Raw genomic sequence first — 25,694 nt, 5'->3', positions numbered from 1 at the left:
GTTTTCGAGTGATTGAATTAGATCAGTTAAAGTATAACTTGAATTCCTACCGGGAGCCGCTTGAGAGATTAAGCGGTTCTCTTGGTTTGGAAGAAAAAAAAGAGCGGATCGAGCAGCTGGAGCTTGATATGGAGGCTCCGGGGTTCTGGGAGGACTTAGAAGAGTCCCAGAAGGTAGTAAAAGAGGTTAAGGGTCTGAAGGACCAGGTGGAAGGTTATGAAGGCCTAAGAGAACAGTTTGAGGACATAGAGACCTTAATCGAGATGGCGGCTGAGGAAGAGGACGAAGAACTGGCAGCGGAGACTCAAGAGGCTTTTATGGAGTTTGAGACATCCTATGAAAGTCTGCGTATCTCTACGCTGCTGAGCGGGGAATACGACAAGAATAATGCCATTTTAAGTCTTCATGCGGGAGCCGGCGGAACAGAGTCCTGCGACTGGGCCAGCATGCTGTACCGGATGTACACCCGCTGGGCCGGGAAAAAGGGATTTGAGACAAAGGTCATCGACTACCTGGACGGGGATGAGGCAGGGATCAAATCGGTCACTGTCGAGATCAAAGGCGAGAACGCCTATGGATATCTCAGGTCAGAGAGGGGAGTCCACCGTCTCGTGAGGATCTCGCCGTTTAACGCAGCCGGAAAGCGTCAGACCTCCTTCGCATCCTGTGACGTGATGCCGGAGATCGATGAGGATCTGAACGTGGAGATCGCAGATGAGGACATACGGATCGACACCTACAGGGCCAGCGGAGCCGGAGGTCAGCACATCAATAAGACGGATTCCGCCATTCGGATCACACATCTGTCCACAGGGATCGTTGTCCAGTGCCAGAACGAGCGGTCGCAGCATAAAAATAAAGATCAGGCTATGAAAATGCTGAAGACGAAGCTGTATCTCCTGAAAGAACAGCAGCACTTAGAGAAGCTTTCTGACATCCGCGGCGATGTGGGAGACAACGGATGGGGAAGCCAGATCCGGTCCTATGTATTGCAGCCTTACACTATGGTGAAGGACCACAGAACAGGAAAAGAAAGCGGCAATCCGTCGGCAGTTCTGGACGGGGACCTGGACAGTTTTATGAACGCATATCTAGCCTGGAGCAATGATTAAGAAGACGCTGCGGTATGGGGCCGGAACGATAGCTGTTCTGGCGCTGTCCGCAGTGTTATTTTCTTTGTTTTGTTTTTGTCAGGTTACTGCCTCGGATGAAGTGCTGTTTATGGAAGACAGAGACTCTATCCCGAAAGCGGATGCGGTTATCATTCCGGGAGCAAAAGTAACGGACGGTATTCTCTCCGCCCCATTAAAAGATAGGGTGGACACGGCTGTTTTGCTTTACAGATGGAAAAAGGCAGATAAATTTTATCTCTCAGGAGACAGAGATGAGACCAGCGCTATGCGAAACACTCTGATCATGCAAGATATACCCAAGGATTCTATTGTAATTGATGAGGGCGGAATGAGTACTTATGATACGATCTGCCGGATTCATGAAAATGCAAAGAAGGAGAAGTTTCTTATTGCGACGCAGGAACAATATGCGAAGAGGACTGCTTTTTTGGCCAAAAAACTTGGGATGAACGCCCGGTGTGTCCGGGCGGACCGGATGTTTTACCAAAATGTTGGAAAGACGAAACTGAGAGAATATTTCGCCTGCACCAAAGCCTGGCTGGAGGCGGTGGTGTTAAGGCCGGGACCACATGATTCACTGAAGAAAATTCCTATGAAAGAGGTCGGAGAGAGATGAAAAAATGGGTGCTTTGGTTCCTTTTTACGGTGACAATTTTGTCAGGATGCCAAAGAGCGGTGAAAAAGAATCCGAATAAAGAAGGATATGACAGGAAACTGGCGGTAGAATATGCCTTGAAGTACTCGGAACACAGAAATCGAAATTACCCTAATATGCAGTTGAATTGTACGAATTTTGTCTCCCAGTGTCTGGTAGCGGGAGGGAAAAAGCAGGACAAAGGAGAGAATCCAGAGAGGGGAACGAGGATTCGTTTTGACAGTGATATCAATCGGTGGTACAGTAAGAAAAAGGTGTGGGACAGCAAGCGCCCCGCGGATTTTTATACATCTGCCGCCTTTGTGAGAACAGATGCTTTTTTTAAGTACTGGACAGAGGTAAGGGGACTGGAGCTGAAAAAGTACAAGAATACATTTGCAGGAAGGGAAAGCCTCATAAAGGAGGCTGTGCCGGGAGACGTCTTTGTGTTCTACGACGGAGAAGGACAAATCATTCATTTTGGTTTGATCACCGCAAAAGAGGACAATGATCTGTTCTATTCGGCAAATACGAAAGACAGAAAAAACTTCAGCATATGTAATATTAATTCAAGTTATTATCCTGTATACGGAGTTTTATTTGTAAAGTAGGGAAACAGCCAAAATCAGAGGAGGGATTTTATGAAGGGAATCAAAAAGTATACAGTGGTTTTGATGTCAGTTTTGCTGGTATTGATATCATCTGTATCAGTTTTCGCAACGAGTAAAAAGGACAAGAGCAACTGTGATTGCCAGATTAATGGTTTTTCAGTTACGGTCGATGGGGTTTCATATTCGGCGGACGGCAATAAAACTTATTATATTGAGGATGCAGATAAGCTGAATTTGGAACAGATAAGCAGGGCGGTCGTGAAAGATCCACGGCATACAGACGCACATCCAACCGAACTGTCTTATAGTTTTGATGATCAATCCTATCAGGTAATCCAGAAAATCGGGGAAGGAGAGAGTTCTCCTGTCTCAGTGGACATGCCGCTTGATTTTAAAGGGAAAACGGATATCTATTTTAAACTTGCAATGCAGAATCGGAATGAAACAGCCAGCTATATTCACCTGAAAACTTATCCAAAATATCAAATTACATATGACCTTAACGGAGGAAGTATGGAGGGGAATCCTGATATCTTTACGGAGGTGTCAGATACTTTTACACTGAAAAACCCTGTGAGGAGTGGATATAAATTTTTGGGATGGACTGGAACCGGGCTGGACGTAATGTCTCAGGAGGTTACAATTCAAAAAGGCAGTACCGGGGACCGCACTTATACGGCAAATTGGGAGCAGATTCAGACGACAGCCACGGATCAAACCTCAACACAGGGGCAGGGTTCCGGTACGCAACAGACGGTGGATCCTAAAAAGGCAGGGACGGACGGGAAACAGAAGGAAACCGGCAGCAGCAAAAGCGATGTTGCCAGGACCGGGGATGATCTTAAAGGAGAACCAATGATCTATTTCATGATTTTGACCGGAGGATTGATCACTATGGGTCTTGTCATCAAAAAGCGCAGAGCAAACTAAAAACGAGTATTGCAGGACATACAGCTGCATGGATTGTATGTCCTGCATTTTTGATTTATATGGTTGCTTCTTTTTCAAAAATATGATAGTATCGTGTGGAAAAACAAATGTGTTCAGCACACGCACAGAGGTGGACTATGTTAGAAGATTCAAAATATTACGTCATTAAAAAAAAGGCAGTCCCTGAGGTTTTGTTAAAGGTCCTGGAAGTCCAGAAGCTTCTGGACGCGGAGCAGGCAAAGTCCATCCAGGAGGCCACGGAGACCGTGGGGATCAGCCGGAGTTCTTATTATAAGTACAAAGACGATATCTTTCCTTTTCACGCAAGTAAAAAGGGGCGCAACATCACCTTCGTGATCGAAGTGGAGGACCAGCCGGGAGTGATGGCCACGGTGCTCCAGGTGTTTGCCAGTTATAAGGCCAATATCCTGACGATCCATCAAAGTATTCCGATCAACGGAAAAGGAGTGCTGACGGTCAGTGTGGATATTGTCGATATGGAGACCGATGTGTCTGCCATGATCGAAAGTGTAGAGAAGCTTGACAACATTACATATGTAAAAATAATTGCAAAGGAGTAAAACAGATGATAAACATTGCGGTATTGGGGTATGGAACGATCGGCTCAGGAGTTGTGGAGGTTATTGAGACAAACCATGAGAGTATCAATCACAAAATCGGGGAACCGGTTCATGTAAAATATGTACTGGACAAAAGGGATTTATCCGACACGCCGGTAGCCTCAAAGGCAGTCACAGATTATGATATCATTTTAAATGACGATGAGGTAAGCATTGTCGTTGAAGTGTTAGGCGGGGTAGAGCCGGCATATACTTTTGCAACGCAGGCATTGGAGCACGGAAAGAGTGTGGCAACGTCAAACAAAGAGCTGGTGGCGGAAAAGGGGGCAGAACTTCTGGCCCTGGCAAAGTCCAAGAACCTGAACTTCTTATTTGAAGCCAGCGTGGGAGGAGGAATTCCAATCATCCGTCCGTTAAACCAATCCCTGACTGCAGATGAGATCAATGAGATCACTGGTATTTTAAATGGAACGACCAACTATATTCTGACAAAGATGGCCGACGAAGGCACAGATTTTGATGAAGTTTTAAAAGATGCGCAGAATAAAGGATATGCAGAACTCCATCCGGAAGCGGACGTGGAGGGATATGATGCGTGCAGGAAGATTGCCATCCTGACTTCACTGGCGTTTGGAATGCAGGTGGATTACGAGGATGTACATACCGAAGGAATCACAAAGATCACAGAAACCGATATGAAATATGCAAAAGCCCTGAATATGAGCATTAAACTTCTTGGAACAAGCAAAAAAATTGGGGATAATGTATATGCTATGGTATGCCCGATGATGATTGGAAAGAATCATCCGCTCATCGGGGTCAACGATGTTTTCAACGGCATTTTTGTAAATGGCAACGTAATCGGGGATGTGATGTTTTACGGAGCGGGAGCAGGGAAGCTGCCTACAGCAAGCGCTGTTGTAGCTGACGTCATTGATGCGGCAAAGCATAAAGAGAGAAATATCATGCAGATCTGGAGTGAAAAGAAGCTGCATCTTGCGGATATCGGTGAGTTTGAGCACAAGTTCTTTGTGCGTCTTCCGAAAGACAGCGACCGTTCAAAGGTAAAAGAAGTTTTTGGCGATGTAGAAGAAGTTTCAGCAGAAGGGGTGACAGATGAATTTGCATTTGTTACACTGAAAATGAAAGAAAAAGACTATCAGGAAAAGATCAAAGCGTTTGATTCCGTTTTGGGAATGATCCGTATTAACGTAAAATAGATTTGGAGGACTAGTTTATGAAGTATGTTGTTGTGTTGGGAGACGGGATGGCCGATGAGCCTATAGAGCAGCTCGGTGGGAAGACACCGCTTCAGGCGGCCAGGACACCGGTTATGGATGCCATGGCAAAGGTATCAGAGCAGGGAATCGCCTATACAGTTCCGGAGAACCTTCCAGCCGGTAGCGATGTGGCAAATCTCGCCATGCTGGGATATGATCCTCAGAAGTATTACTCAGGGAGATCACCGCTGGAGGCTCTGTCCATCGGCGTGGATATGAAGGATACTGATATTGCTTTGCGCTGCAACATTGTCACCTTATCAGAGGATGAGGCATATGAGGAAAAGACCATCATCGACCACAGCTCCGGGGAGATCACTACAGAAGAAGCAAAAGTGCTGATCGACGCGGTGAAAAAGGAACTGGAGACAGAAGAATTCCATTACTATCCTGGGGTGAGTTACCGCCATCTGACGATCTGGGATCACGGATATGTTGCGGATCTGACACCTCCTCACGATATTCTCGGCAAACAGATCGGGGAATATCTTCCGGAAGAAAGCAAGCTCCGTGAAATGATGAAAAAGAGTTTTGACATATTAGATCACCATCCGGTCAACCAGAAGCGCAGGCAGATGGGGCTGAATCCGGCCAACAGTATTTGGTTCTGGGGAGCGGGCACCCGCCCGGCACTGGATGATTTTGAGGCTAAGACCGGAAAGAAGGGCGCTATGGTCTCCGCTGTGGATCTGCTGAAGGGCATCGCGGTGGGCACGCATATGCTCAACTTAGATGTGGAGGGCGCTACAGGCGGTCTCGATACAAACTATAAAGGAAAAGCCATGGCTGCTGTGGACTCCCTGACGGAAGAAGGGGCAGACGTAGTTTATATCCATGTGGAAGCTCCTGACGAGATGGGGCATCAGGGAAGTGTGGAGAATAAGGTAAAGGCCATTGAATTTTTGGATGACCAGGTCATTCGTGTGGTGGCAGAGGAACTTAAAAAACGGGGAGAAGATTTCCGTATGCTCATCGGACCAGATCACCCGACACCGATCTCTATCCGCACTCACTCCAAAGATCCGATCCCGTTTATGATCTATGACAGTACAAGAGAGATAGAAGGCCAGAAGGAGTACAGCGAGGAAGCAGCCAGGAGCACAGGGCTTGTGATGGAGCACGGACACGACTTGATGGACCGGCTTTTACAAAAATAAGAGAAAATTTTAGGAGGCAAGGATGCTAATTGTTAAGAAATTCGGAGGTACATCCGTAGGAAATAAAGAAAGGATCTTAAATGTGGCAAACCGCTGCATTGAGGAATACCAGAAAGGAAATGACGTGGTCGTGGTTCTGTCCGCCATGGGTAAGATGACAGACGAACTGATCGCCATGGCAAAAGACATCAATCCAAATCCGCCGAAGCGGGAGATGGATATGCTTTTGACCACCGGAGAGCAGACATCAGTTGCCATGATGGCTATGGCGATGCACTCTATGGGAGTTCCTGCCGTGTCCCTGAATGCGTTTCAGGTAGCGATGCACACCACCCATGCCTACAGCAATGCCAGGATCAAACGGATTGATACGGACCGCATTTTTAACGAGCTGGAGCAGCGTAAGATCGTCATCGTGACAGGTTTCCAGGGAGTAGACCGTTTTGACAACTACACGACTTTAGGAAGGGGAGGCTCCGACACTACGGCAGTTGCCCTGGCAGCAGCACTAAATGCCGATGCCTGTGAGATTTATACAGATGTAGACGGAGTTTACACAGCAGATCCAAGAAAAGTGTCTACGGCCAAGAAGCTTCAGGAGATCACCTACGATGAGATGCTGGAGATGGCCACACTTGGGGCTGGTGTTCTCCATAACCGTTCCGTGGAGCTTGCGAAAAAGCACGGAGTCCAGCTGGTGGTACGTTCCAGCCTGACAAAGGAAGAGGGAACGGTTGTAAAAGAAAGGATCATGATGCCGCAGGCAGAGATCAGCGGTGTGGCAGGAGACGATGACGCAGCACGTATTTCTGTGACTGGGTTGGAGGATGAGCCTGGGGTTGCATTTAAGCTGTTTAATATTCTTGCAAAGAGAAATATTAATATTGATATCATTCTGCAGTCTGTAGGGCAGAATAAAAAAAAAGACATTTCTTTTACAGTAAAGGAAGATGACGCTGAGTTAGCCGTAAACACTATCAAGGAACACCTTCCGGTGGGAAGTTATGCAGATGTAGATGCGACCACGGATGTGGCTAAGGTGTCCATTATCGGAAGCGGGCTTATCGGCCATTCCGGAATGGCTGCGCGTATGTTTGAGGCACTGTACGAAGTGGGTGTAAATATCCGAATGATCTCAACATCTGAGATTCGGGTGACCGTTATCGTGGATCGGGATGATATGGTGAAAGCCATGAATGCCGCACACGAAGCGTTTGAACTATAAAAGAAAGACAAAGAGGGAACACCGCCTGCATTCCGGGCGGTGTTTTCTGTTCCGTAGAATGGAATAGAACAATTTAGATGCTTAGGAAAGGAGAGTCGAATGAAAAGAACAGATTATTTATCATGGGACCAGTATTTTATGGGCATTGCGCTTCTGTCTGCACAGAGGAGTAAGGATGACCATACACAGGTGGGAGCATGCCTTGTCAATGACCAGAATAAAATATTATCCGTGGGCTATAACGGGATGCCCACAGGCTGTAACGACGACGATATGCCGTGGGAGAGAGACGGGGAGCCCCTGGATACAAAATATTTTTATGTCTGCCACGCGGAACTCAACGCGATCCTGAACTACGGGGGAGGCTCCCTGGACGGGGCGAGAGTGTATGTCACCTTGTTTCCGTGCAACGAATGTGCCAAGGCGATCATCCAGAGCGGCATGAAGGAAGTTATCTATATGCAGGACAAGTATGCTGACGACGATATGACCGTTGCATCTAAGAAAATGTTTGATATGGCCGGAGTAACATACCGGCAGTTTGAACCGAAGGACCAGACAATCGAATTGCACTTATAAGGAATTGGGAATATGGATATCATCAATATTTTAAAAGACGAGTTGGGAATCAAAAGAACACAGGCTGAGACGGCTGTAAAGCTCATAGACGAGGGCAATACTATACCGTTCATCGCACGGTACCGGAAGGAGATGACCGGTTCCTTGGACGATGAGACCCTGCGGAATCTGGACGAGAGACTGAAATACTTAAGAAACCTCCAGGACCGGAAGGATGCTGTGTTAAAGAGCATCGAGGAGCAGGGAAAGCTAAACGGGGAACTGAAAAAGCAAATCGAGGATGCGGTCACATTGGTGGCCGTGGAGGATCTGTACCGGCCGTATAAGCAAAAGAAACGGACCAGGGCGATGATCGCCAGGGAAAAAGGATTGGAGCCTTTAGCGGATCTGCTGATTCTGCAGGCGTCCCAAAGACCGGAAGAGGAAGCACAAAAGTTCATTGATGAAGGGAAAGGCGTGGAATCGGCGGATCAGGCCCTTCAGGGGGCCAGGGACATTCTGGCCGAAAGGATCTCCGACGACGCCAAATACCGGGAGTGGATTAGAAAATCTTATCAGGAACACGCAAAGATCCTGTCTTCTGCCAAGAAGCCGGGGGAAAAGTCTGTCTATGAAATGTATTACGATTTTGAGGAACCGGTGAAAAAGGTCGCTGGCTACAGAATACTGGCTATGAACCGGGGAGAAAAGGAAGGGCTTCTGACTGTTAAGATTGAGCCGGACCATGAAAAGATCGCTGCCTATCTTGTCAGAAATATCATAAAAAAGCAGAATCATCCTTCAGCAAAGTATCTTCTGGAAGCCATTGAGGACAGCTATAAGCGCCTGATCGCTCCGTCCATTGAGCGGGAGATCAGGAACGAACTCACGGAACAGGCTCAGACGGAAGCGATTAAGGTGTTCGGCAAGAACTTAGAACAGCTTCTCATGCAGCCTCCGATCGCGGGACAGGTAGTGCTCGGCTGGGACCCAGCGTTCCGGACAGGCTGCAAGCTGGCGGTGGTGGATTCTACCGGGAAGGTTCTGGACACCGTGGTCATTTATCCCACAGCGCCCCAAAACAAAGTCAAAGAAGCCAAGAAGACTGTGACGGACCTGATCAGAAAATATGGGATCACACTGATCTCCATCGGAAACGGGACCGCATCCAGAGAATCAGAGCAGATCGTTGTGGAGTTACTGAAGGAGATCAAAGAACCGGTCCAGTATGTGATCACAAATGAGGCAGGAGCTTCCGTTTACTCTGCCAGCAAACTGGCTACTGAGGAGTTCCCTAATTTTGATGTGGGACAGAGAAGTGCTGCTTCCATCGCAAGAAGAGTCCAGGATCCGCTCTCTGAACTGGTAAAGATCGAACCTAAAGCCATTGGTGTGGGGCAGTATCAGCATGACATGAACCAGAAACAGCTTTCAGAAGCTTTGGCAGGTGTGGTGGAAGCGACGGTAAATAAGGTCGGTGTAGACTTAAACACTGCCTCTGCGTCACTGCTGGAATATGTGGCAGGAGTTTCAAAGGCTGTGGCAAAGAATATTGTCACCTACAGAGAAGAAAACGGAAAGTTCGTCAGCAGAAGAGAGCTGTTAAAAGTTGCAAAACTCGGCCCAAAAGCCTATGAGCAGTGTGCAGGCTTTTTGAGGATCGCAGGGGGAAAGAACCCTCTGGACGCCACCGGAGTGCATCCGGAAACCTATAAAGAGACGGACCAGCTTTTAAAGAACCTTGGTTATTCTGTAAAAGAGCTGTCAAGCCAGGGGTTTAAGGATATTGGAAAGAAGATCACGGACTATCGGAAGCTTGCCGGTGAGCTGGGCATGGGAGAGATCACGCTCAGGGATATTGTGAAGGAGCTGGAAAAGCCCGGGCGTGACCCAAGGGAAGATATGCCAAAACCGATCTTAAGGACGGATGTTATGGAGATGGAAGACTTGAAAGAAGGCATGAAGTTAAAGGGAACTGTACGAAATGTCATTGATTTCGGTGCCTTTGTGGACATTGGAGTACACCAGGACGGGCTGGTGCATATCTCCCAGATGGCGGACCGCTTTATCAAGCATCCGCTGGAGGTGGTCAGCGTCGGAGATGTGGTGGATGTGACTGTACTCAGTGTAGATCTGGAGAAAAAGAGAATCCAGCTTTCCATGAAGGAGTAAGGGTATCATCCCCATCCGCCGGAAAATGTGATAACCTCGCCGGTCAGGTAACGGGGGGCTGTACAGATATGATAGATCATCTCTGCGGCCTCCCTTGGTTCTGCAATCCGGTCTGCGGGGATCTCCCGCCGGATGCTCTCTTTTTCTTCTTCTGTGAACCCGGCGTTCATATCGGTGTCAATCATGCCGAACGCAACTGCGTTTACGGTAATGTTGCTGGGCGCAACCTCCTTTGCCAGGGCTTTTGTAAAGGTATTGACGGCGCCCTTGGCAGCGGAATACAGAACTTCACAGGATGCGCCGGCGAAACCCCAGACAGAGGAGACGTTTAAGATTGTGCCTGACTTTCTGCGTATCATATAAGGGAGAGCGCTGCGGCAGGAGGCAAACAGAGACAGCACATTGGTGTCCATCATTTCCCTCCAGTCGTGTTCCGATGTATCTGTAAAGAGGCCGACTCTGGAAATTCCTGCATTATTGACCAGGCAGTCCAGACTGCCAAAGTGGCTGACCGTACTTTCTACCATCTTCTCCACAAAAGAAAGATCTGAGATGTCCCCAGTGAAAGAAAGACAGTCACAGCCAAGGCTTAGAAGCTCCTGCTTAAGGGCCTCAAGCTGCTCTGGATGGCGGAAGCCGTGGACAGCCACATTCCAGCCGTTTTGTGCAAAGACCAGGGCGGTTTCCCTGCCGATCCCCCTGGAACTACCAGTGATGAGTACAGTATTCATAGTCTCTCCTCCTCGATTTAAGAAAACTTTAAGGAGAGTATAGCATATAGTTTTGTTGAAATAAATCGATTTATTTGGTATACTGAACGGAGTTTTTAACGGAAGGAGCATGAAAGATGGCCAGAAGAGCAAGAAGAAAAGCAGGAGCCGGGGCGATCATCCTGCGGATATTGGTAGTCGTGGTACTATCAGCAGCGGTAGGAGTCGGTTCTTTTGCAGGGAGCAAAGCGTTTTTCCTGAATAGATTAAAAAAAGACAAGAAGTCTAAGATAGCGGAGGCATTAAAGGCGGAGAGCCAGGAACGGGTTGACGTATCCCTGGTCAGAGTAAAGGACGCTTTAGCTATCCGTATCTATCATAATAAGGATAAGCAGATGATCTTTGTGCCGATCAGAAAGGATACGATCCTTACCCTGGACAATGACGGAGTCAAAGCCATGGGCGGAGACAAAAAGACGGCCACAGTGGAAGAACTGGCGGCAAAGGTAAGTGATATCAAGGTCATCAAAGCACAGGTTGAAAAGACACTGGGCATCACCATCGGCAATTATGAGAGCTTATCCCAGAAGAATTTTACAAAGGCCATCAACAATGCCGGGGAAGTGGAATTAAACCTGGAAAGTGAAGTAGCTTACAAAGACCAGAACAAGATGCTGGTCCACATTCCGGAAGGCAACAACACCATCAACGGAAATCAGGCGCTGGGGCTTATATTGGACAGCAGTCAGTTCAGCGATGAAAATGACCATATCACTCTGGTAGGAGATCTGGTCACAAAGATCGCGCAGAGTATCGGAAAGAAATCACTGAGTGAATATAAAAGCTTTGCGAAGACATATTACGACAGCTATGCAAAGAGCAATGTGTCCTACGACAGCATCAAAGATAACTTGAACAGGATGCACGAAATCAGCTCTAAGGACTTTACCTATCAGATTCTTCCGGGAACCGATGAAGGGGAGAACTTTAAACTGAATACAAAGAAGACAAAAGAGATGTTTGACGAGCTTTTGTCTGAAAATGGTGAAGTACCGGACTCGGCTACGACAGCGAAGAAAAAGGACACTTCCACAACGGCGAAGAAAAAGGACACGGAAGTCTCTTCAAAGGGGATTTCCATTGAGATACAGAATTCCACCAGGATCAGCGGTCTCGCAGGAAGCTGGAGAGATAAGCTTTCCGGAGACGGGTTCACTGTGGGCAGCATCAAGACAAACCGCCAGGGTGCGCTGACAGACACGAAGATCATTGTTGCCAAAAAGGGAATGGGCGAGGATCTGAAATCATATTTCAAGAATCCTACCATTGAAGTGGGCAGCGTTGACAGCGGCGCACAGATCTGTATCATTCTGGGAAGCAATGACGATATTTAGCAAGACAGAATAAAGGGTCTAAAAGGGGCCATACTAACAATAAACAAGGTTTATGTTAGGAGGCGCCCGGTGAAACGAAAAGAAGTAATCAGTATCATAATCGGAACATTTTGTATGGCATCAGCTACCAACACAGTATTTCAGCCATTCGGAATCGTCACAGGCGGTTTCGGAGGGCTTGGGATCATTTTTGATAAGCTGTGGGGCATCCCGCTGTGGATGACGAACGTCACACTGAATGTTCCTCTTTTTTTACTTGCATTCCGCTACAAGACAAAAAAATTCATGGCGAGGACCATATGCAGTGACATTATGCTGTCTGTTTTCCTGGGAGTACTGCCTAGATTCTCATTTTTCCCGAAAGATTTTTATGTAAATCTGATATTAGGGGCCATTCTCATGGGGATTGGACTTGGAATGGTGATGAAGGAGAGGACTTCCACGGGGGGAACGGACTTAATGGCGTTTCTCCTGCATGTGGTATTGCCGCATATGAGCATCCCGATGCTGCTGGGAATGCTGGACGGGGTCATAGTATTGTTTGGTGCCTTTATCTTTGGGGTAGAGAAAACCAGTTATGCCCTGCTGGTAATCTATGGAATAACGAAGATCACAGACAGTGTTGTGGAAGGGTTCCAGGTATCCAAACTGGTTTATGTGATCAGTGGACATCAGGAGCAGATCTCAGACCAGATCCTGTTCCGGCTGGGCCGGGGGGCCACCAAGCTGTCTTCTGTAGGGGCCTATACCGGGCAGAGCAGCGAGACTCTCATGTGCATCGTCTCAAAGAAGGAAGTGCCGGTGCTGAAGAAGATTGTCATGGAAACAGACCCAAAAGCTTTTGTCATTATATCTGACACAAGAGAGACAATTGGGGAGGGGTTTGTGGATTATACACAATAAAATAAAAAAGTTACTATCTTTCTCTTTTTTTTTTGTACATTTTGCTATATAGTAGTAGAAAAGGTCGGTAAAAAGAAAGGGCGTGTGAAAATGATTTCAAATCAAATCCTGCAGGAGACATTAGACGGGATCCACAATATTTCCAATGTGGATTTATATGTAATAGATTTAAATGGAAAGGTTTTGGCAAAGACAAAAGAAACAGAAGCAGAGGATGAGGATACATTAAAAGGGTTCATCAATTCCGTGGCGGAGAGCCAGGTGGTGGGCGGAAAACAGTATTTTAAGATCTTCGACGACAAGCGTCTGGAGTATGTGCTGCTTGCTGACGGAGAGAGCGAGAGCATGTATATGGTGGCCAAGATGGCTGTATTCCAGATTGAAAATCTGCTGGTGGCTTATAAGGAAAGGTTTGATAAGGATAACTTTATTAAAAACCTCCTGCTGGACAATCTGCTTCTGGTGGACATTTATAATCGGGCCAAAAAGCTGAATATTGACATCGAGGCGAGAAGGGTTGCCTATCTGATCGAGGCCACCTACGGCAAAGAGCAGAATCTTGTGGAGACAGTGAAGCAGCTGGAGGATACCACGGATGATGATTTCATTGCCGCTGTGGATGAAAAGAGTATTGTCCTGGTGAAGGAAGTCTGTGAAAAGGCTCAGTCCAAGCAATTTGTCAAGACGGCAGAGAAGCTGCTGAAAGGATTAAAAAAGGTCGGGATCAACGATGCTAGGATCGCCATTGGCACCATAGCAAAGGGGATCAAGGATGTATCCCGTTCTTATAAAGAGGCCCAGATCGCTCTGGAAGTGGATAAGATTTTCTACGAGAACAAAGAAGTGGTGGCCTATGACCAGCTTGGAATCGGAAGGCTGATCTATCAGCTGCCGCTGCCGCTCTGTAAAATGTTCATCAAGGAAGTGTTTGGAGATTATTCACCGGAGGAGATCGATGATGAAACACTGGCTACGATCTATAAGTTCTTTGAGAATAACCTGAACGTTTCCGAGACATCCAGGCAGCTGTATATACATAGAAATACTCTTGTATACCGTCTGGACAAAATACAGAAAAGTACCAATCTGGACCTGAGGAATTTTGAGGACGCCATTGCCTTTAAGATCGCTCTTATGGTCGTACAGTACATGAAGCATATGAATACACTTGGATAAATGTCTTAGAGGGGAGTCATTCGATGATTACACTGCAGAATGTGACGAAGGAGTACCAAAAAGGCAGCATTGGACTGGATAACGTTTCACTGGAGGTAGATAAGGGGGAATTTGCCTTCATTGTTGGAAAGAGCGGATCCGGTAAGACAACGCTGATCAAGCTTTTGTTAAAAGAACTGGAAGCCACGTCTGGGGATATCGTTGTGAACGGTTATCATTACCAGAAGATGAAGAAACGTCAGATACCGTATATTAGGAGGCAGATCGGCGTGGTATTCCAGGATTTCCGGCTCTTAAGGGACCGGAGTATCTATGAGAATGTGGCATTTGCCCAGCAGGTGATCGAGGTGCCTAAGAGGGCCATGAAGCGCCAGGTGCAAAATGTCCTTGAGATGGTGGGGCTGGGCAACAGGCTCAGGGCCCTGCCGGACGAACTGTCCGGCGGTGAGCAGCAGAGGGTTGCCATTGCCAGGGCTTTAGTCAACCATCCAGCGCTTCTGCTGGCGGATGAACCCACCGGGAATTTGGACCCGCAGAACGCAAAGGAGATCATGGATCTTCTGGTGGAGATACAGAAGCGGGGGACCACGGTCATTGTTGTGACCCATAATAAGGACATTGTGAACGAGATGGGGAAACGGGTCATCGCGCTGAATGAGGGAGCCGTCCATCACGACGAGAAAGGCGGCACCTATGATATTTAGACGACTGGCCTATGGATTTAAAGAAGGGCTGAAAAATATACTAAGAAATAAGATCTTTTCTCTGGCGACGGTGGGCACGATTATGGCTTGTATTTTTCTGCTGGGAGTGACATTGTCTGTGCTTCTCAATGTGAGGGCCACGGTAAAGCAGGCGGAGGATTCTGTGACCATCTCAGTATTTTTCGATGAAAAGCTGCCAAAAGGACAAAAGGATGCCATAGGAAAAGGAATCAAAAATCATAAGGAGGTCCAGTCTGTCCGCTATGTATCAGCGGAGGAAGCGTGGGCCAAGTATAAAAAAGAAGTGTTCAAGAACAATGAGGATCTTCTGGAAGGCTTTGAGGGAAAAAACCCGTTAAATGAATCAGACTCCTATGAAGTTATGCTAAAGGACGTGAAGTACCATGAAAAGATGGTGGGAGAGTTTAAGTCCATGGACGGTGTGAGGAAGGTAGAGTATGCAAAAGGTGCGGCTGAGGGGATATCCAAGGCCAATCTGTTGGGAGCTTATGTGGCAGGAGCCATCATATTAATTCTGTTGTTTGTCTCCGTTTTTCTTGTGAGCAATACCGTTTCCATAGGAATTGCTGTGAGAAAAGAAGAGATCGCGATCATGAGGCTCATCGGCGCCACTAACCGGTTTATCAGAGCTCCGTTTATCGTAGAGGGGGCAGTCATCGGCATGATAGGCTCTTTGATCCCTGTGGGTGTCATTTACATAGGATATAAGGTGATCGTTAATTATATCATGGATAAATTCCACGTTCTGACCAACTTCATGGAGTTTGTTCCGGTGCATCAGATCATGGTATATCTCATACCGGCATCACTGCTGGTCGGACTGGGCATCGGATGTCTCGGAAGCAGCTTTACCATCAGAAAATATCTGAGAGTGTAGGAGGTTTGCTATGAAGAGAAAGTATTACAATGTACTGGCATTTCTTTTGATCGGTTCTCTTTGTTTTACTGCGCTGCCGGCAGTTACAGTAAAAGCCAAAAGCAAAACCGAGGATCTGAAGGACAAGTCCAAGAAAAAGGAAGAGGAAAACAAACAGCTGGAAAAGAAGGTTGCCGACATGGAAAAGCAGATCCAGGAGATGGATCAAAAGATTGAGAAAGCATCCAACAAGGCGGACCGGCTGGAAAAGAAACTGAAAGATACAAAAAAACAGGTGGAGGTTACCAAGCAGAAGCTTGGTGAGGCTAAGGCTTCCAAAGAGAAACAGTATAAGATCATGAGCAAGAGGATCAAATATCTGTACGAAAATGGAAGCGCCGGTTATATTGATGTGATCGTACAGGCGAAGTCTTTTAATGAATTCTTAACCAGGCTTGATTATGTCTCAAAGATCTCCAACTACGACAACAACATGTTCCGAAAGCTGAGGAAGACCCAGGACAGCATAGCACTGGCATCCAAAAAGCTGGAGAAGAGTTATCAAGAGATAAAGACTGTCACAAAGGAGGCCAAGGAGGAAGAGAACAAGATCGTCAGTCTGGCCGATGGCAAAAAGGCAAAGCTTACGCAGTTCCAGCAGAAGATCGCATCCAATAAAGATTTGATGCAGAAGTATCAGGACCGTCTGAATTCCTATGACACAGCGTCCAACACCCCTTCCGGCGGCAGCTCGGGAAGCAATTCCTCATCCGGAAGTTCCGGGGGCAGCTCTTCGGGCAGTTCCGGTGGCTCCTCATCGGGCAGCCACCATTCAGGGGGAGGCAGCTCGTCATCATCTTCCCTGACCTGGCCGGTTCCTTCCTGCCACACCATCACCTCACCCTATGGCAACCGTACTCATCCGGTGCAGGGAGGAACGAAGTTCCATGAGGGCATCGATATCGGCGCTCCGAAAGGCTCCACCGTGGTGGCGGCGGGAAGCGGCACCGTGGAAGTGGCCGGATACAGCCCATATAACGGAAACTGGGTAAAGATCGATCACGGAAACGGGCTGGAGACATTATATCTGCACAATTCGTCCCTGAACGTTTCAGCAGGGCAGAGAGTCAGACGGGGACAGAAGATCGCATCCTCAGGATCCACAGGTATGTCCACGGGACCTCATGTTCATTTCGCCGTAAAGAAAAACGGCAGCTATGTAAATCCCATGAATTATTTATGACAGGACCTATGGAATCAGGGGTATGAAAAAATATCATACCCCTGTTCTTTTTTTATCTGGAAGATTCATAGTATAATGGATTTAACAGGATAATAAAGGAAAGGAGCGGAGTATGAACTTAAAACAGCTGACTTATTTTGTCGCCCTGGCAAAAAACCAGAATTTTACCACAGCGGCAAATGAACTGTTTATATGCCAGTCGGCGCTGAGCAAGACCATCAAAGCGATGGAGGAGGATCTGAACGTGCAGCTGGTGGACCGGACGGCAAAGCATTTCTGCCTGACGCCGGAGGGCCGGATGCTCTATCAGGAGGGACAGGATGCACTGGAGAGCATCAACAATCAGATGGAGCATTTACGGGACTGTATCAATGCGGAGAACGGCGAAATCTCTGTAGGAATCCCGCCGGTGATCAGTACGATTTATTTTGCGTCCATCATTCAGGGATTCAGAAAAGCCTATCCGGGAATCCGGCTTAACATAGCGGAGGAGGGCGCCAACACGGTAAAAGAAAAGGTACAGTCAGGGGAGATCGACATCGGCGTGGTGATCCTTCCCTTTGCATCAGATGATTTTCATATCCTGCCAGTGTTTAAGTCGGATAATGTACTGACCGTCAGCACGGAGCATCCGCTGGCATGCCGGGATAAGGCCGCTTTTAGGGAACTTCGTAATGAAGAATTTATCTCTTTGGATAAGACCTTTATGCTTCACAGCCGGACAAGGGAGCTGTGTCATATGTCCGGTTTTGAGCCTAATATCGTTATGGAGAGCTCCCAGTGGGACTTTGTGGCTGAGATGGTATCCCTAAATCAAGGTGTGGCCATCCTGCCGCGGCCTATATTATCCCGTTTTAACTCTGATAAGATTAAGATCCTGACATTGACAGAGCCTGAATTCCCCTGGGATATCGCACTGATCATAAGAAAAGATAAGTATGTGTCAAACCCAATTAAAAATTTTCAAACGTATGTAAAAGAACACGGGAATATTAAATAAAGAAAATGCAAAGAACTAAACTTGAGAAGTAATTCAGGCTTAGTTCTTTTTTTTCATGCTGTCTATGAATTTTATACATTTTACTGTGAGAATCAACCAATTCTATAATAGATTTATCAAAAGAATTATGCAATGTGATGGATTAACGGTAAAAGGGAAGGAGTAAAGAATGGGAAATTGTTCATTGAAAGTGGGAGATGAGTGTTCTTTTTGTAAACAAATCAGCAATGAGGATGTTCTGGCATTTGCAGAAGTGACGGGGGATAAAAATCCTCTGCATCTGGACGACAGTTATGCAAAGAATACGGTATTTAAAGAGAGGATCGCTCATGGAATGATCAGCGCCGGAGTCATCTCCGCTGCCATTGCCATGAGGCTTCCGGGGCCGGGCACCACATATCTGGGGCAGTCTCTAAAGTTCACCGGACCTGTAAAGATCGGCGATACAGTGACAGCAACACTGAGAGTGAAAGAGATGAAAGAGAAGCCGAAGTTTACCATCGCCACTATTGAAACTACCTGTGTCAATCAGGAAGGCAAGGTTGTAGTTGAGGGAGAAGCGACTGTCATTCCACCGGAACGTAAGGAGGATGAAGCATGTCTAAATTAAAAAGCGCAGAGGAAGCGGTAAAACAGATCAAGGACGGCGACACTGTAGCAATCAATGGCTTTGGGTTTGGGTTCGGGTTCGCAGAGGAGATCGCAAAAGCTCTGGGTGAACGCTATGAAACAGAGGGGCATCCAAAAGATCTGACCCTGCTGTTTGCTTCCGGTTGCGGCGACGGCGGCGCACTGGAGGAAGACTTTGGATTGGACCACCTGGCAAAAGAGGGAATGGTGAAAAAGATCATCGCAGGGCATGTAGGGCTTGCAAAAAAGCTGAGCAAGATGATAAACGACAATAAGATCGCCGCGTATAATTTCCCCCAGGGTGTGGTTGCACATTTATTCCGCGCCATCGCAGGCGGGAAACCGGGAGTGCTGACCCAGGTAGGACTAAAGACCTTTGCGGATCCGCGAGTGGAAGGCGGGCGCATGAATGAGGCAGCCCAGAAAGAAAGCTTTGTGGAGGTTATGGAAGCAGGAGGAAAGGAATATCTGTTTTATCGCTCCATTCCTGTGGATGTGGCTGTCATCAGGGGAACAATAGGTGATGAAAAAGGAAATATGACCGTGGAGGAGGAAGGTGTTCTGCTGGAAACCCTTCACATAGCAGAGGCGGCAAAAAACTCCGGTGGAATTGTTATCGGGCAGATCAGAGAAGAGGCAAAGGCCGGAACGCTGGATCCAAGAGATGTGTATATCCCGGGAATCATGGTGGATACCTTGGTGAAATCGAAGCCTGAAAATCACAAAATGAACTGCACACTTTCATTTGATCCCTCATTTACGGGAGATGTGAAGGTACCTTCTGACAGCATTGCCCCCATGGAGATGGGCATACGGAAAGTCATCGCTAAGAGATGTGCCAAGGAATTAAAGCTGGACACCACCATCAACCTTGGCATCGGAGTGCCGGAGGGAGTGGCCGCTGTAGCCTTAGAGGCAGGAATTGCAGACCGTCTCACCATGACCATTGAGGCGGGAGCCATCGGAGGTGTTCCTCAGGGAGGACACAGCCTTGGGGCGTCCGCAAATGTGGAGGTGCTGATCGGGCAGCCGAATCTTTTTGATTTTTATGACGGAGGAGGCCTGGACCTGACCTGCTTAGGACTTGCGCAGGCAGATGCCCAGGGGAATATCAATGTCAGCAAGTTTCACGGAAGAATGGTGGGCTGCGGAGGGTTTGTAAATATATCCCAGAACACGAAAAATGTGATCTTCTGCGGGAGTTTTACTGCGGGGAAATCATTGATCGAAGTAAAAGATAAAGGGCTTCAGATCGTACAGGACGGAGAGTTCATAAAATTCGTGGATAAAGTGGAGCAGATCACCTTCAGCGGGGATTACGGGGCAGAGACGGGGCAGAATGTATTGTATGTGACAGAGCGGGCTGTATTCCGACTGACAAAGGACGGCCTGGAGCTGACCGAGATCGCGCCGGGCATTGACCTTGAGAAGCATATTCTCGAGAAGATGGAATTCAGGCCTCTGATCTCCAAGAATCTCCGGGAAATGGATGCTGATATATTTGAAAACACACCGCTGAAAATAGGAGGAGAATAGCATGATTGGAATTGTTTTAGGGCTTGCACTGCTGGTATTTCTGGCGTATAAAGGATATTCAATTATCTGGGTGGCTCCCGTGTCTGCCATGGTGGTGGCGCTTACTGGAGGTCTGTCACTCCTGCCCGCTTATACAGACACCTACATGCAGGGACTTGTGGATTTTGCGAAATCCTGGTTTCCGATGTTCCTTTTAGGGGCGATATTCGGAAAGGCCATGGAAGTCACAGGGGCTGCACATTCCGTGGCGAAAAAGCTGTCTTCTATGATTGGCGCACAGAGAGCAATCCTGGCTGTAATCATCAGCTGCGGTATATTGGTCTATGGGGGGATTTCCCTATTTGTGGTGGTATTCGCTATCTACCCAATCGCTGTCTCCTTGTTCCGGGAGGCAGACCTTCCCAGAAGGCTGATACCGGGCTGTATCGCCTGCGGAGCATTTACTTTTTCCATGACTGCTTTTCCGGGAAATCCACAGCTTAATAATATCATTCCCACGAAATATTTTGGCACCAATGCAATGTCAGGACCTATTATGGGAATCGCAGGAGGGCTTGTAATGCTTGTGGGCGGTTATATGTGGCTGTCTTACCGGTCAAAAAAAATGACTGCCGCGGGAGAACACTTTGATGAACCGGACAATATGAAAGAGAGCTCATCAGAAAATCTGCCGAACCCTTTCGTTTCTGTTGTTCCTCTGTTGATCGTGGTGGTATCATTGAATGTCCTGCCTATGTTTATCGCTTTTCCAGATGATAAAAAATCCACCTACGCTATCATTATTGCGCTTTTGCTGGGCATCGCGGCATCAGTGTTGTTGAATTTGTCTCAGTTAAAAGACATTATTGCTGCTGTCAGTGAAGGTGCCAGCGGATCTGTCATGGCGATTATGAACACATCGGCTGCCGTAGGTTTTGGGGCAGTGGTGAAAGCGGTTCCTGGATTTGCGGTGCTGACAAAGGCGGTCCTGGGAATCAAGGCAAGCCCGCTGATCTCCGAGGCATTAGCTGTGACACTGCTGGCAGGAGCTACCGGATCTTCTTCCGGTGGTATGGGAATTGCGCTGGAGGCGTTGGGACCAAAGTATATGGAGATGGCAGCGGCATTAAATATTGACCCTGGAGCATTTCACCGGGTGGCTTCCATCGCTTCTGGAGGCCTTGATTCACTGCCGCACTGCGGAGCTGTCATCACACTGCTGGCAGTGGCCGGAATGACCCATAAGAAATCCTATGCGGATATTGGAATGGTAACCTGTGTGATACCGATATTGGCTACTATCGTTGTCGTTGCAATGGGAATGATGGGGATCGTGTGACATCAGTGTTTACTTCATGATCTATACGGTCATCAAGTCAGGTATATGAAAAAAGGAGCACATTCCAGAGGCGTTATTACAAACAGTACGATTTTGCAGATCCATGAAAGTATCATATAACACCAGATATTCCTTGGAATTTACTTCCACGCCCTCAGTTGAGGGTTGTGGGAGTTTTTTTCCGGTGTTATAATGGAACACATATTTGCAGGGTGCTTTTGTATCAACAAAAGAATCCGGACATGGAGGTCGATATGAAGAAACAGTTCTCAAAAATTTTGATCGCAGTTCTCCTGGTAGTATCCCTTGGAGAGGGATTCTTTTTATACCGGGCCTATTCGGTTTCAGGAGATCAGCTGGAGGTTGCAAAAAAGCTGGATCGCCTGGAAAAAACCGTGGACCAGTATTACACTGGAAAGATAGACCAGGAACAGCTGGAGAATTACACATACAAAGGATATCTGGCAGGTCTGGGAGACCCGTATTCCACTTATTATTCAGAGAGCGAATTTAAAGAGCTGATGGAATCCACTGACGGTGTATTTACTGGAGTGGGGATTTATCTTTCCCAGGATACAGTGACGGGAGCGATCAAGGTGGTCAAAGTCATAAAGGGCGGACCGAGTGACGGAAGCGGTATCAAATCTGGTGACGTTCTCGTAGAAGTAGATGGAAAGTCTGTCAGTGACAAAGATCTGGATAAAGTTGTGTCGGAAGTCAAAGGGGAAGAGGGTACGAAGGTCAAACTGTCATTTCTCAGAGGAAAAGAAAAGGACACAAGAGATTTCACCATTACAAGAAAAAAAGTTGAGACCCAGACTGTCGAGACAAAAATGCTTGACGGAGGCATCGGCTACCTTTCCATCTCAGAGTTTGATGAGGTGACAGTGAGCCAGTTTAAAGAAGGGATACAGAAGCTTGAGAAGCAGGGTATGAAAGGCCTGATCCTGGATGTCAGGGACAATCCAGGAGGGCTTGTGGATGCCGTTGTAGATATTGTCGATGAACTGCTTGGAAAAGGAAAGATTGTGTCCATCAAGGATAAGCAGGGAAAAGAAAAGGTATACCGCTCAGATGCTGCCCAGTCAGTGAAGGTACCGCTTTGCGTTCTTGTGAACGGAAACAGTGCCAGTGCGTCAGAGATTCTGTCCGGCGCGGTGAAAGACCACAAGAGAGGTACCTTAATTGGTGAGAAGACATTTGGAAAGGGAATCGTCCAGGGCTTCTTTAAGCTGGGTGACGGCTCTTATGCCAAGCTCACATATGCATCTTACTATACACCTTCCGGGCACAATATTCACAAAAAGGGTATTAAGCCCGATGTGGCAGTGAAGAATAATTCCAAATCAAAGGGAGATCAACAGCTAAAGAATGCACAGCAGGTGCTTGTAAAACAGCTGGAGAAATAAACTATTAGTAAGAGGGATAAAAACTTATGAGAAAGAAAAAGGATGGATTTACGTTAGTGGAGCTCATTGTAGTTCTGCTGATCCTGGCAATATTAATCGCTCTTCTGATCCCATCCATGACTGGATATATAAGAAAAGCCAAGGAGAAGGCGGCCATCGTTGAATGCCGGAATTGTGTCCAGGCGGCTCAGGCAATTCTTTCAGAGCAATACGGGGAAACTGGAACTGCAGCCCTGTCTTCTCCCTACAGCCAGGTCCTGGACCAGGCGGAGGAAAAGGGAACCATTCAGGAGATTCGTTACAATGGTGACTATAAGGTGACCTACCTAAAATATACTACAAAGGGCAAAATTACGGTTGTCTATGAAAATGACACCTACAGGATCATCAGGGATGAAGCGGGCGGAGGAGGAGACAGCACCGAGTCTGGTAAGGATGAGGAAACCTCCGGCAAAGGCGTGACGATCATAGACAGCAGCGGGGCAAAGCATGAAATCAAAGCCTCTTCAAAGGATGGATGGGAACAGAAAAAGGATGCCATAAACAACGGATATGGGGCCGGGTTTGGAAATGGCGTCCTATACCAGGATCAAACAGGGCTCTATGCGTCCGTGAACGACCCGTATTTTGGTACGGACCAGAATAAGGATCTTACGCTGGCTGACCTGTCAGCAAGGAATCCCAATCAGCTGATCAAAATTGACTCCGGTACAAAACTGTATATCAAGGATGACGTGGAAAATGAGTCAGGTCCGTATTTAAAGAATGTTAAGCGCGGGGATCTGTGTTATGTGGACGGCAGCTATTATATCGCTCCTGGTCCTGTAAGTGAATGGGATAAACCAGGACAAGGAAATTGGATCAAGCTTCAGTTTTAGGATCAACATAAGAGCTGCATCTTCAAATAATCATGAGGGCTTCTGGGGGTGATACTCCCAAGAAGCCCTTGTTCTATTATGGGAAAATCTTTCTTCCTCTCTGTTGCTATCCTGGTAGAATTATGCTAAAATTTATTAATATATATATGAGCAGAGTTTGAGAATATAATTTTAACAGATCATTACATACGGGGTGCTATAAATATGGAGTTAGAATCCGGGATCAATAAGCTTATTTTTGAATACTATGAGGCCAGAATCGTCTATGGATATTATGAATATGGAGATAAACTTCCTGCAATTCCAAAGATCTGTGCGGTTTTTCGTATGGCTCCGGCCACAGTCCGCGCCGGTTTAGCGGCCTTGGAGAAACAAGGTTACATACGTATTGACGCAAGGAAGGCCTCAATGGTGATCTACAAAGCGGACCGGGCAAAGAGACGAAAGCTGGCAGCTGAATATTTTGTGCCTAGAAAGGAAGAAATTAAGGATTTGCTTGATTCCAGCGACATGCTGATCAGACCTATATGGGACTTGGCCATAAGCCGTCTGGGAATGGAAGACTGGGCCAGGTTCAAAGAGGAATTGGGACAGCCGTCGGAATTTTTGGGAATGATGCCAATCCGTTTTTTTCTGTTCACTCTGTGTGAACTGGGCAACAGTCTGATTTTAAATCTGTATTGGGAACTGATCCGCTTTCTGCGTTTTCCTTATCTGGAGATCAGCCGGCAGACGGATCCGGGTGGTCAGGAATACAGCCATAAAACGATGCTGGAGTTGAGAAATCAGTATGAGGCCGAGTTCCGGGACGGCGTAGACAGATTGTTTGATTTTATAGAGGAATCCGTGAAGGAATATGCTATGGAGGATACAGAACAGATTTCATTTGAATGGAATATTTACCGTCAGAGGCCTCAGCTGTGTTATACACTTGTCTGTCATGTGATTCGCGATATCGGAAAGGGAATTTATCCTGTTGGAAGTTTTCTGCCATCTCTGCCGCAGATGTCTAGACACTATGGTGTATCTGTCAGTACTGTCCGTCGGTCATTGAGTATTTTAAACAGCGTAGGGATCACACAGTCCTTCCAGGGAAAAGGGACACAGATCCAGATGAACGTCCGAGAGATCAATTTTGAACGTCCTGAGATCAGAGACGGCCTCAGGCTTTACTGTGAAAGCCTGCAGCTGCTGCATATTACGATGCAGCATGTATTCTTATATACATTTGAAAATGTCTCAGAAGCGGATAAAGACATATTTAAGCATCGGTTTTTACAACTCCTAGAAGAGAAAAACAGCTATCTTTGCTTTGATATCAGCCTGGCATTTATAGAGGAACACTGTCCTCGTTCCATTATTCGGGAATGCTATAAGAAGGTCAGGGAGCTGACAGCATGGGGATATCCGTTCACTTTGTACCGTCTGAACGGTAAAAGTATGCACATGGAATACTCACAGATCATAGAGAAAGCCGCTGGTTATTTAAAAAGCGGTGATCTGTCTGCATTTACCGACTGCCTGGAAGATTTGTTAGAACGAGAAGAACACAATGTCAACGTTGCTTTTTCAAAATACTAGGCTTTTTCATAACACGATGTCAAACCGGCGAAGAGGAGGACTTCCTTCTGCACG

General features: G+C 47.1%; 24 protein-coding genes. 23 read left to right on the top strand and 1 reads right to left on the bottom strand.

Features of this window, described 5'->3' with window-relative positions; all coding sequences use genetic code 11:
• The first annotated feature begins 8 nt into the window (after positions 1 to 8).
• From prfB to AR1Y2_RS15705, 10 genes are all read left to right on the top strand, one after another.
• A complete protein-coding gene (prfB, locus tag AR1Y2_RS15750) occupies positions 9 to 1,112 on the top strand; it encodes a peptide chain release factor 2 (RefSeq protein WP_137329819.1) in 1,104 nt (367 codons plus the stop codon).
• Positions 1,105 to 1,749 (top strand): SanA/YdcF family protein, encoded by a 645-nt coding sequence (locus AR1Y2_RS15745; protein WP_137329818.1) that lies wholly within the window; start codon positions 1,105 to 1,107, stop codon positions 1,747 to 1,749. Before prfB ends, AR1Y2_RS15745 begins: the two co-directional genes overlap by 8 nt.
• Entirely contained in the window at positions 1,746 to 2,378 is a 633-nt protein-coding gene (locus AR1Y2_RS15740; protein WP_137329817.1) for an amidase domain-containing protein, read from the top strand. The genes AR1Y2_RS15745 and AR1Y2_RS15740 overlap by 4 nt, the downstream gene beginning before the upstream one ends.
• 30 nt (positions 2,379 to 2,408) lie before the next feature.
• Complete coding sequence (locus tag AR1Y2_RS15735) at positions 2,409 to 3,308, top strand: InlB B-repeat-containing protein (RefSeq protein WP_137329816.1); 900 nt, start codon at positions 2,409 to 2,411, stop codon at positions 3,306 to 3,308.
• Between the two features lie 137 nt (positions 3,309 to 3,445).
• The gene (locus AR1Y2_RS15730) at positions 3,446 to 3,889 is read left to right on the top strand and encodes an ACT domain-containing protein (protein WP_137329815.1); all 444 of its coding nucleotides are present in this window, start codon (positions 3,446 to 3,448) and stop codon (positions 3,887 to 3,889) included.
• Between the two features lie 5 nt (positions 3,890 to 3,894).
• Positions 3,895 to 5,109, top strand: coding sequence for a homoserine dehydrogenase (locus tag AR1Y2_RS15725; RefSeq protein ID WP_137329814.1), 1,215 nt, complete (start codon positions 3,895 to 3,897; stop codon positions 5,107 to 5,109).
• A 17-nt stretch (positions 5,110 to 5,126) separates the two neighbouring features.
• On the top strand, positions 5,127 to 6,326 hold the full coding sequence (locus AR1Y2_RS15720) for a cofactor-independent phosphoglycerate mutase (protein WP_137329813.1): 1,200 nt from the start codon (positions 5,127 to 5,129) through the stop codon (positions 6,324 to 6,326).
• 22 nt (positions 6,327 to 6,348) lie between these two features.
• Positions 6,349 to 7,551: an aspartate kinase gene (locus tag AR1Y2_RS15715; protein ID WP_137329812.1), complete on the top strand. Its 1,203-nt coding sequence runs from the start codon at positions 6,349 to 6,351 to the stop codon at positions 7,549 to 7,551.
• A gap of 99 nt (positions 7,552 to 7,650) precedes the next feature.
• Positions 7,651 to 8,130, top strand: a complete 480-nt coding sequence (locus tag AR1Y2_RS15710; RefSeq protein ID WP_137329811.1) for a deoxycytidylate deaminase — start codon at positions 7,651 to 7,653, stop codon at positions 8,128 to 8,130.
• A 12-nt stretch (positions 8,131 to 8,142) separates the two neighbouring features.
• Positions 8,143 to 10,281: a Tex family protein gene (locus AR1Y2_RS15705; RefSeq protein ID WP_137329810.1), complete on the top strand. Its 2,139-nt coding sequence runs from the start codon at positions 8,143 to 8,145 to the stop codon at positions 10,279 to 10,281.
• Between the two features lie 5 nt (positions 10,282 to 10,286).
• Here the strand turns inward: AR1Y2_RS15705 and ymfI are convergent, their stop codons facing one another.
• Positions 10,287 to 11,012, bottom strand: coding sequence for an elongation factor P 5-aminopentanone reductase (gene ymfI, locus AR1Y2_RS15700; protein ID WP_137329809.1), 726 nt, complete (start codon positions 11,010 to 11,012; stop codon positions 10,287 to 10,289).
• 116 nt (positions 11,013 to 11,128) lie between these two features.
• On the opposite strand from ymfI, the gene AR1Y2_RS15695 reads away from it, so the two are divergent.
• From AR1Y2_RS15695 to AR1Y2_RS15635, 13 genes are all read left to right on the top strand, one after another.
• Positions 11,129 to 12,385, top strand: coding sequence for an LCP family protein (locus tag AR1Y2_RS15695; protein ID WP_137329808.1), 1,257 nt, complete (start codon positions 11,129 to 11,131; stop codon positions 12,383 to 12,385).
• A 69-nt stretch (positions 12,386 to 12,454) separates the two neighbouring features.
• Entirely contained in the window at positions 12,455 to 13,288 is an 834-nt protein-coding gene (locus tag AR1Y2_RS15690) for a YitT family protein (protein ID WP_137329807.1), read from the top strand.
• 90 nt (positions 13,289 to 13,378) lie between these two features.
• Positions 13,379 to 14,464: a PucR family transcriptional regulator gene (locus AR1Y2_RS15685; protein ID WP_137329806.1), complete on the top strand. Its 1,086-nt coding sequence runs from the start codon at positions 13,379 to 13,381 to the stop codon at positions 14,462 to 14,464.
• Between the two features lie 23 nt (positions 14,465 to 14,487).
• On the top strand, positions 14,488 to 15,168 hold the full coding sequence (gene ftsE, locus AR1Y2_RS15680) for a cell division ATP-binding protein FtsE (RefSeq protein ID WP_137329805.1): 681 nt from the start codon (positions 14,488 to 14,490) through the stop codon (positions 15,166 to 15,168).
• Complete coding sequence (gene ftsX, locus AR1Y2_RS15675) at positions 15,158 to 16,066, top strand: permease-like cell division protein FtsX (protein WP_137329804.1); 909 nt, start codon at positions 15,158 to 15,160, stop codon at positions 16,064 to 16,066. Before ftsE ends, ftsX begins: the two co-directional genes overlap by 11 nt.
• Before the next feature lie 10 nt (positions 16,067 to 16,076).
• Positions 16,077 to 17,288, top strand: coding sequence for a murein hydrolase activator EnvC family protein (locus AR1Y2_RS15670; protein WP_137329803.1), 1,212 nt, complete (start codon positions 16,077 to 16,079; stop codon positions 17,286 to 17,288).
• 112 nt (positions 17,289 to 17,400) lie between these two features.
• Entirely contained in the window at positions 17,401 to 18,288 is an 888-nt protein-coding gene (locus AR1Y2_RS15665) for a LysR family transcriptional regulator (RefSeq protein WP_175403678.1), read from the top strand.
• A gap of 169 nt (positions 18,289 to 18,457) precedes the next feature.
• On the top strand, positions 18,458 to 18,898 hold the full coding sequence (locus AR1Y2_RS15660) for a MaoC family dehydratase (RefSeq protein ID WP_137329802.1): 441 nt from the start codon (positions 18,458 to 18,460) through the stop codon (positions 18,896 to 18,898).
• Positions 18,886 to 20,454, top strand: coding sequence for an acyl CoA:acetate/3-ketoacid CoA transferase (locus AR1Y2_RS15655; RefSeq protein ID WP_137329801.1), 1,569 nt, complete (start codon positions 18,886 to 18,888; stop codon positions 20,452 to 20,454). The genes AR1Y2_RS15660 and AR1Y2_RS15655 overlap by 13 nt, the downstream gene beginning before the upstream one ends.
• A gap of 1 nt (position 20,455) precedes the next feature.
• A complete protein-coding gene (locus AR1Y2_RS15650; protein ID WP_137329800.1) occupies positions 20,456 to 21,772 on the top strand; it encodes a GntP family permease in 1,317 nt (438 codons plus the stop codon).
• Between the two features lie 254 nt (positions 21,773 to 22,026).
• Positions 22,027 to 23,181, top strand: coding sequence for a S41 family peptidase (locus AR1Y2_RS15645; RefSeq protein ID WP_137329799.1), 1,155 nt, complete (start codon positions 22,027 to 22,029; stop codon positions 23,179 to 23,181).
• 26 nt (positions 23,182 to 23,207) lie between these two features.
• A complete protein-coding gene (locus AR1Y2_RS15640; RefSeq protein ID WP_137329798.1) occupies positions 23,208 to 24,059 on the top strand; it encodes a prepilin-type N-terminal cleavage/methylation domain-containing protein in 852 nt (283 codons plus the stop codon).
• 204 nt (positions 24,060 to 24,263) lie between these two features.
• Positions 24,264 to 25,640: a GntR family transcriptional regulator gene (locus tag AR1Y2_RS15635; RefSeq protein ID WP_137329797.1), complete on the top strand. Its 1,377-nt coding sequence runs from the start codon at positions 24,264 to 24,266 to the stop codon at positions 25,638 to 25,640.
• Positions 25,641 to 25,694: the final 54 nt, after the last annotated feature.

Source organism: Anaerostipes rhamnosivorans, from assembly GCF_005280655.1.
Taxonomy (GTDB): Bacteria; Bacillota; Clostridia; order Lachnospirales; family Lachnospiraceae; genus Anaerostipes; species Anaerostipes rhamnosivorans.
This window is presented reverse-complemented; position numbering and strand designations above follow the sequence as displayed.

Excerpts from the sequence above, each read along its gene's own strand:
- AR1Y2_RS15740 (WP_137329817.1), top strand. The coding sequence starts at position 1,746 with ATGAAAAAATGGGTGCTTTGGTTCCTTTTTACGGTGACAATTTTGTCA.
- AR1Y2_RS15660 (WP_137329802.1), top strand. The coding sequence starts at position 18,458 with ATGGGAAATTGTTCATTGAAAGTGGGAGATGAGTGTTCTTTTTGTAAA.
- AR1Y2_RS15655 (WP_137329801.1), top strand. The coding sequence starts at position 18,886 with ATGTCTAAATTAAAAAGCGCAGAGGAAGCGGTAAAACAGATCAAGGAC.
- AR1Y2_RS15745 (WP_137329818.1), top strand. The coding sequence starts at position 1,105 with ATGATTAAGAAGACGCTGCGGTATGGGGCCGGAACGATAGCTGTTCTG.
- AR1Y2_RS15665 (WP_175403678.1), top strand. The coding sequence starts at position 17,401 with ATGAACTTAAAACAGCTGACTTATTTTGTCGCCCTGGCAAAAAACCAG.
- ymfI (WP_137329809.1), bottom strand. The coding sequence starts at position 11,012 with ATGAATACTGTACTCATCACTGGTAGTTCCAGGGGGATCGGCAGGGAA.
- AR1Y2_RS15730 (WP_137329815.1), top strand. The coding sequence starts at position 3,446 with ATGTTAGAAGATTCAAAATATTACGTCATTAAAAAAAAGGCAGTCCCT.
- AR1Y2_RS15685 (WP_137329806.1), top strand. The coding sequence starts at position 13,379 with ATGATTTCAAATCAAATCCTGCAGGAGACATTAGACGGGATCCACAAT.
- AR1Y2_RS15650 (WP_137329800.1), top strand. The coding sequence starts at position 20,456 with ATGATTGGAATTGTTTTAGGGCTTGCACTGCTGGTATTTCTGGCGTAT.
- AR1Y2_RS15645 (WP_137329799.1), top strand. The coding sequence starts at position 22,027 with ATGAAGAAACAGTTCTCAAAAATTTTGATCGCAGTTCTCCTGGTAGTA.
- AR1Y2_RS15735 (WP_137329816.1), top strand. The coding sequence starts at position 2,409 with ATGAAGGGAATCAAAAAGTATACAGTGGTTTTGATGTCAGTTTTGCTG.
- AR1Y2_RS15705 (WP_137329810.1), top strand. The coding sequence starts at position 8,143 with ATGGATATCATCAATATTTTAAAAGACGAGTTGGGAATCAAAAGAACA.
- AR1Y2_RS15710 (WP_137329811.1), top strand. The coding sequence starts at position 7,651 with ATGAAAAGAACAGATTATTTATCATGGGACCAGTATTTTATGGGCATT.
- AR1Y2_RS15670 (WP_137329803.1), top strand. The coding sequence starts at position 16,077 with ATGAAGAGAAAGTATTACAATGTACTGGCATTTCTTTTGATCGGTTCT.
- AR1Y2_RS15715 (WP_137329812.1), top strand. The coding sequence starts at position 6,349 with ATGCTAATTGTTAAGAAATTCGGAGGTACATCCGTAGGAAATAAAGAA.
- AR1Y2_RS15695 (WP_137329808.1), top strand. The coding sequence starts at position 11,129 with ATGGCCAGAAGAGCAAGAAGAAAAGCAGGAGCCGGGGCGATCATCCTG.
- ftsX (WP_137329804.1), top strand. The coding sequence starts at position 15,158 with ATGATATTTAGACGACTGGCCTATGGATTTAAAGAAGGGCTGAAAAAT.
- ftsE (WP_137329805.1), top strand. The coding sequence starts at position 14,488 with ATGATTACACTGCAGAATGTGACGAAGGAGTACCAAAAAGGCAGCATT.
- AR1Y2_RS15640 (WP_137329798.1), top strand. The coding sequence starts at position 23,208 with ATGAGAAAGAAAAAGGATGGATTTACGTTAGTGGAGCTCATTGTAGTT.
- AR1Y2_RS15725 (WP_137329814.1), top strand. The coding sequence starts at position 3,895 with ATGATAAACATTGCGGTATTGGGGTATGGAACGATCGGCTCAGGAGTT.
- AR1Y2_RS15635 (WP_137329797.1), top strand. The coding sequence starts at position 24,264 with ATGGAGTTAGAATCCGGGATCAATAAGCTTATTTTTGAATACTATGAG.
- AR1Y2_RS15720 (WP_137329813.1), top strand. The coding sequence starts at position 5,127 with ATGAAGTATGTTGTTGTGTTGGGAGACGGGATGGCCGATGAGCCTATA.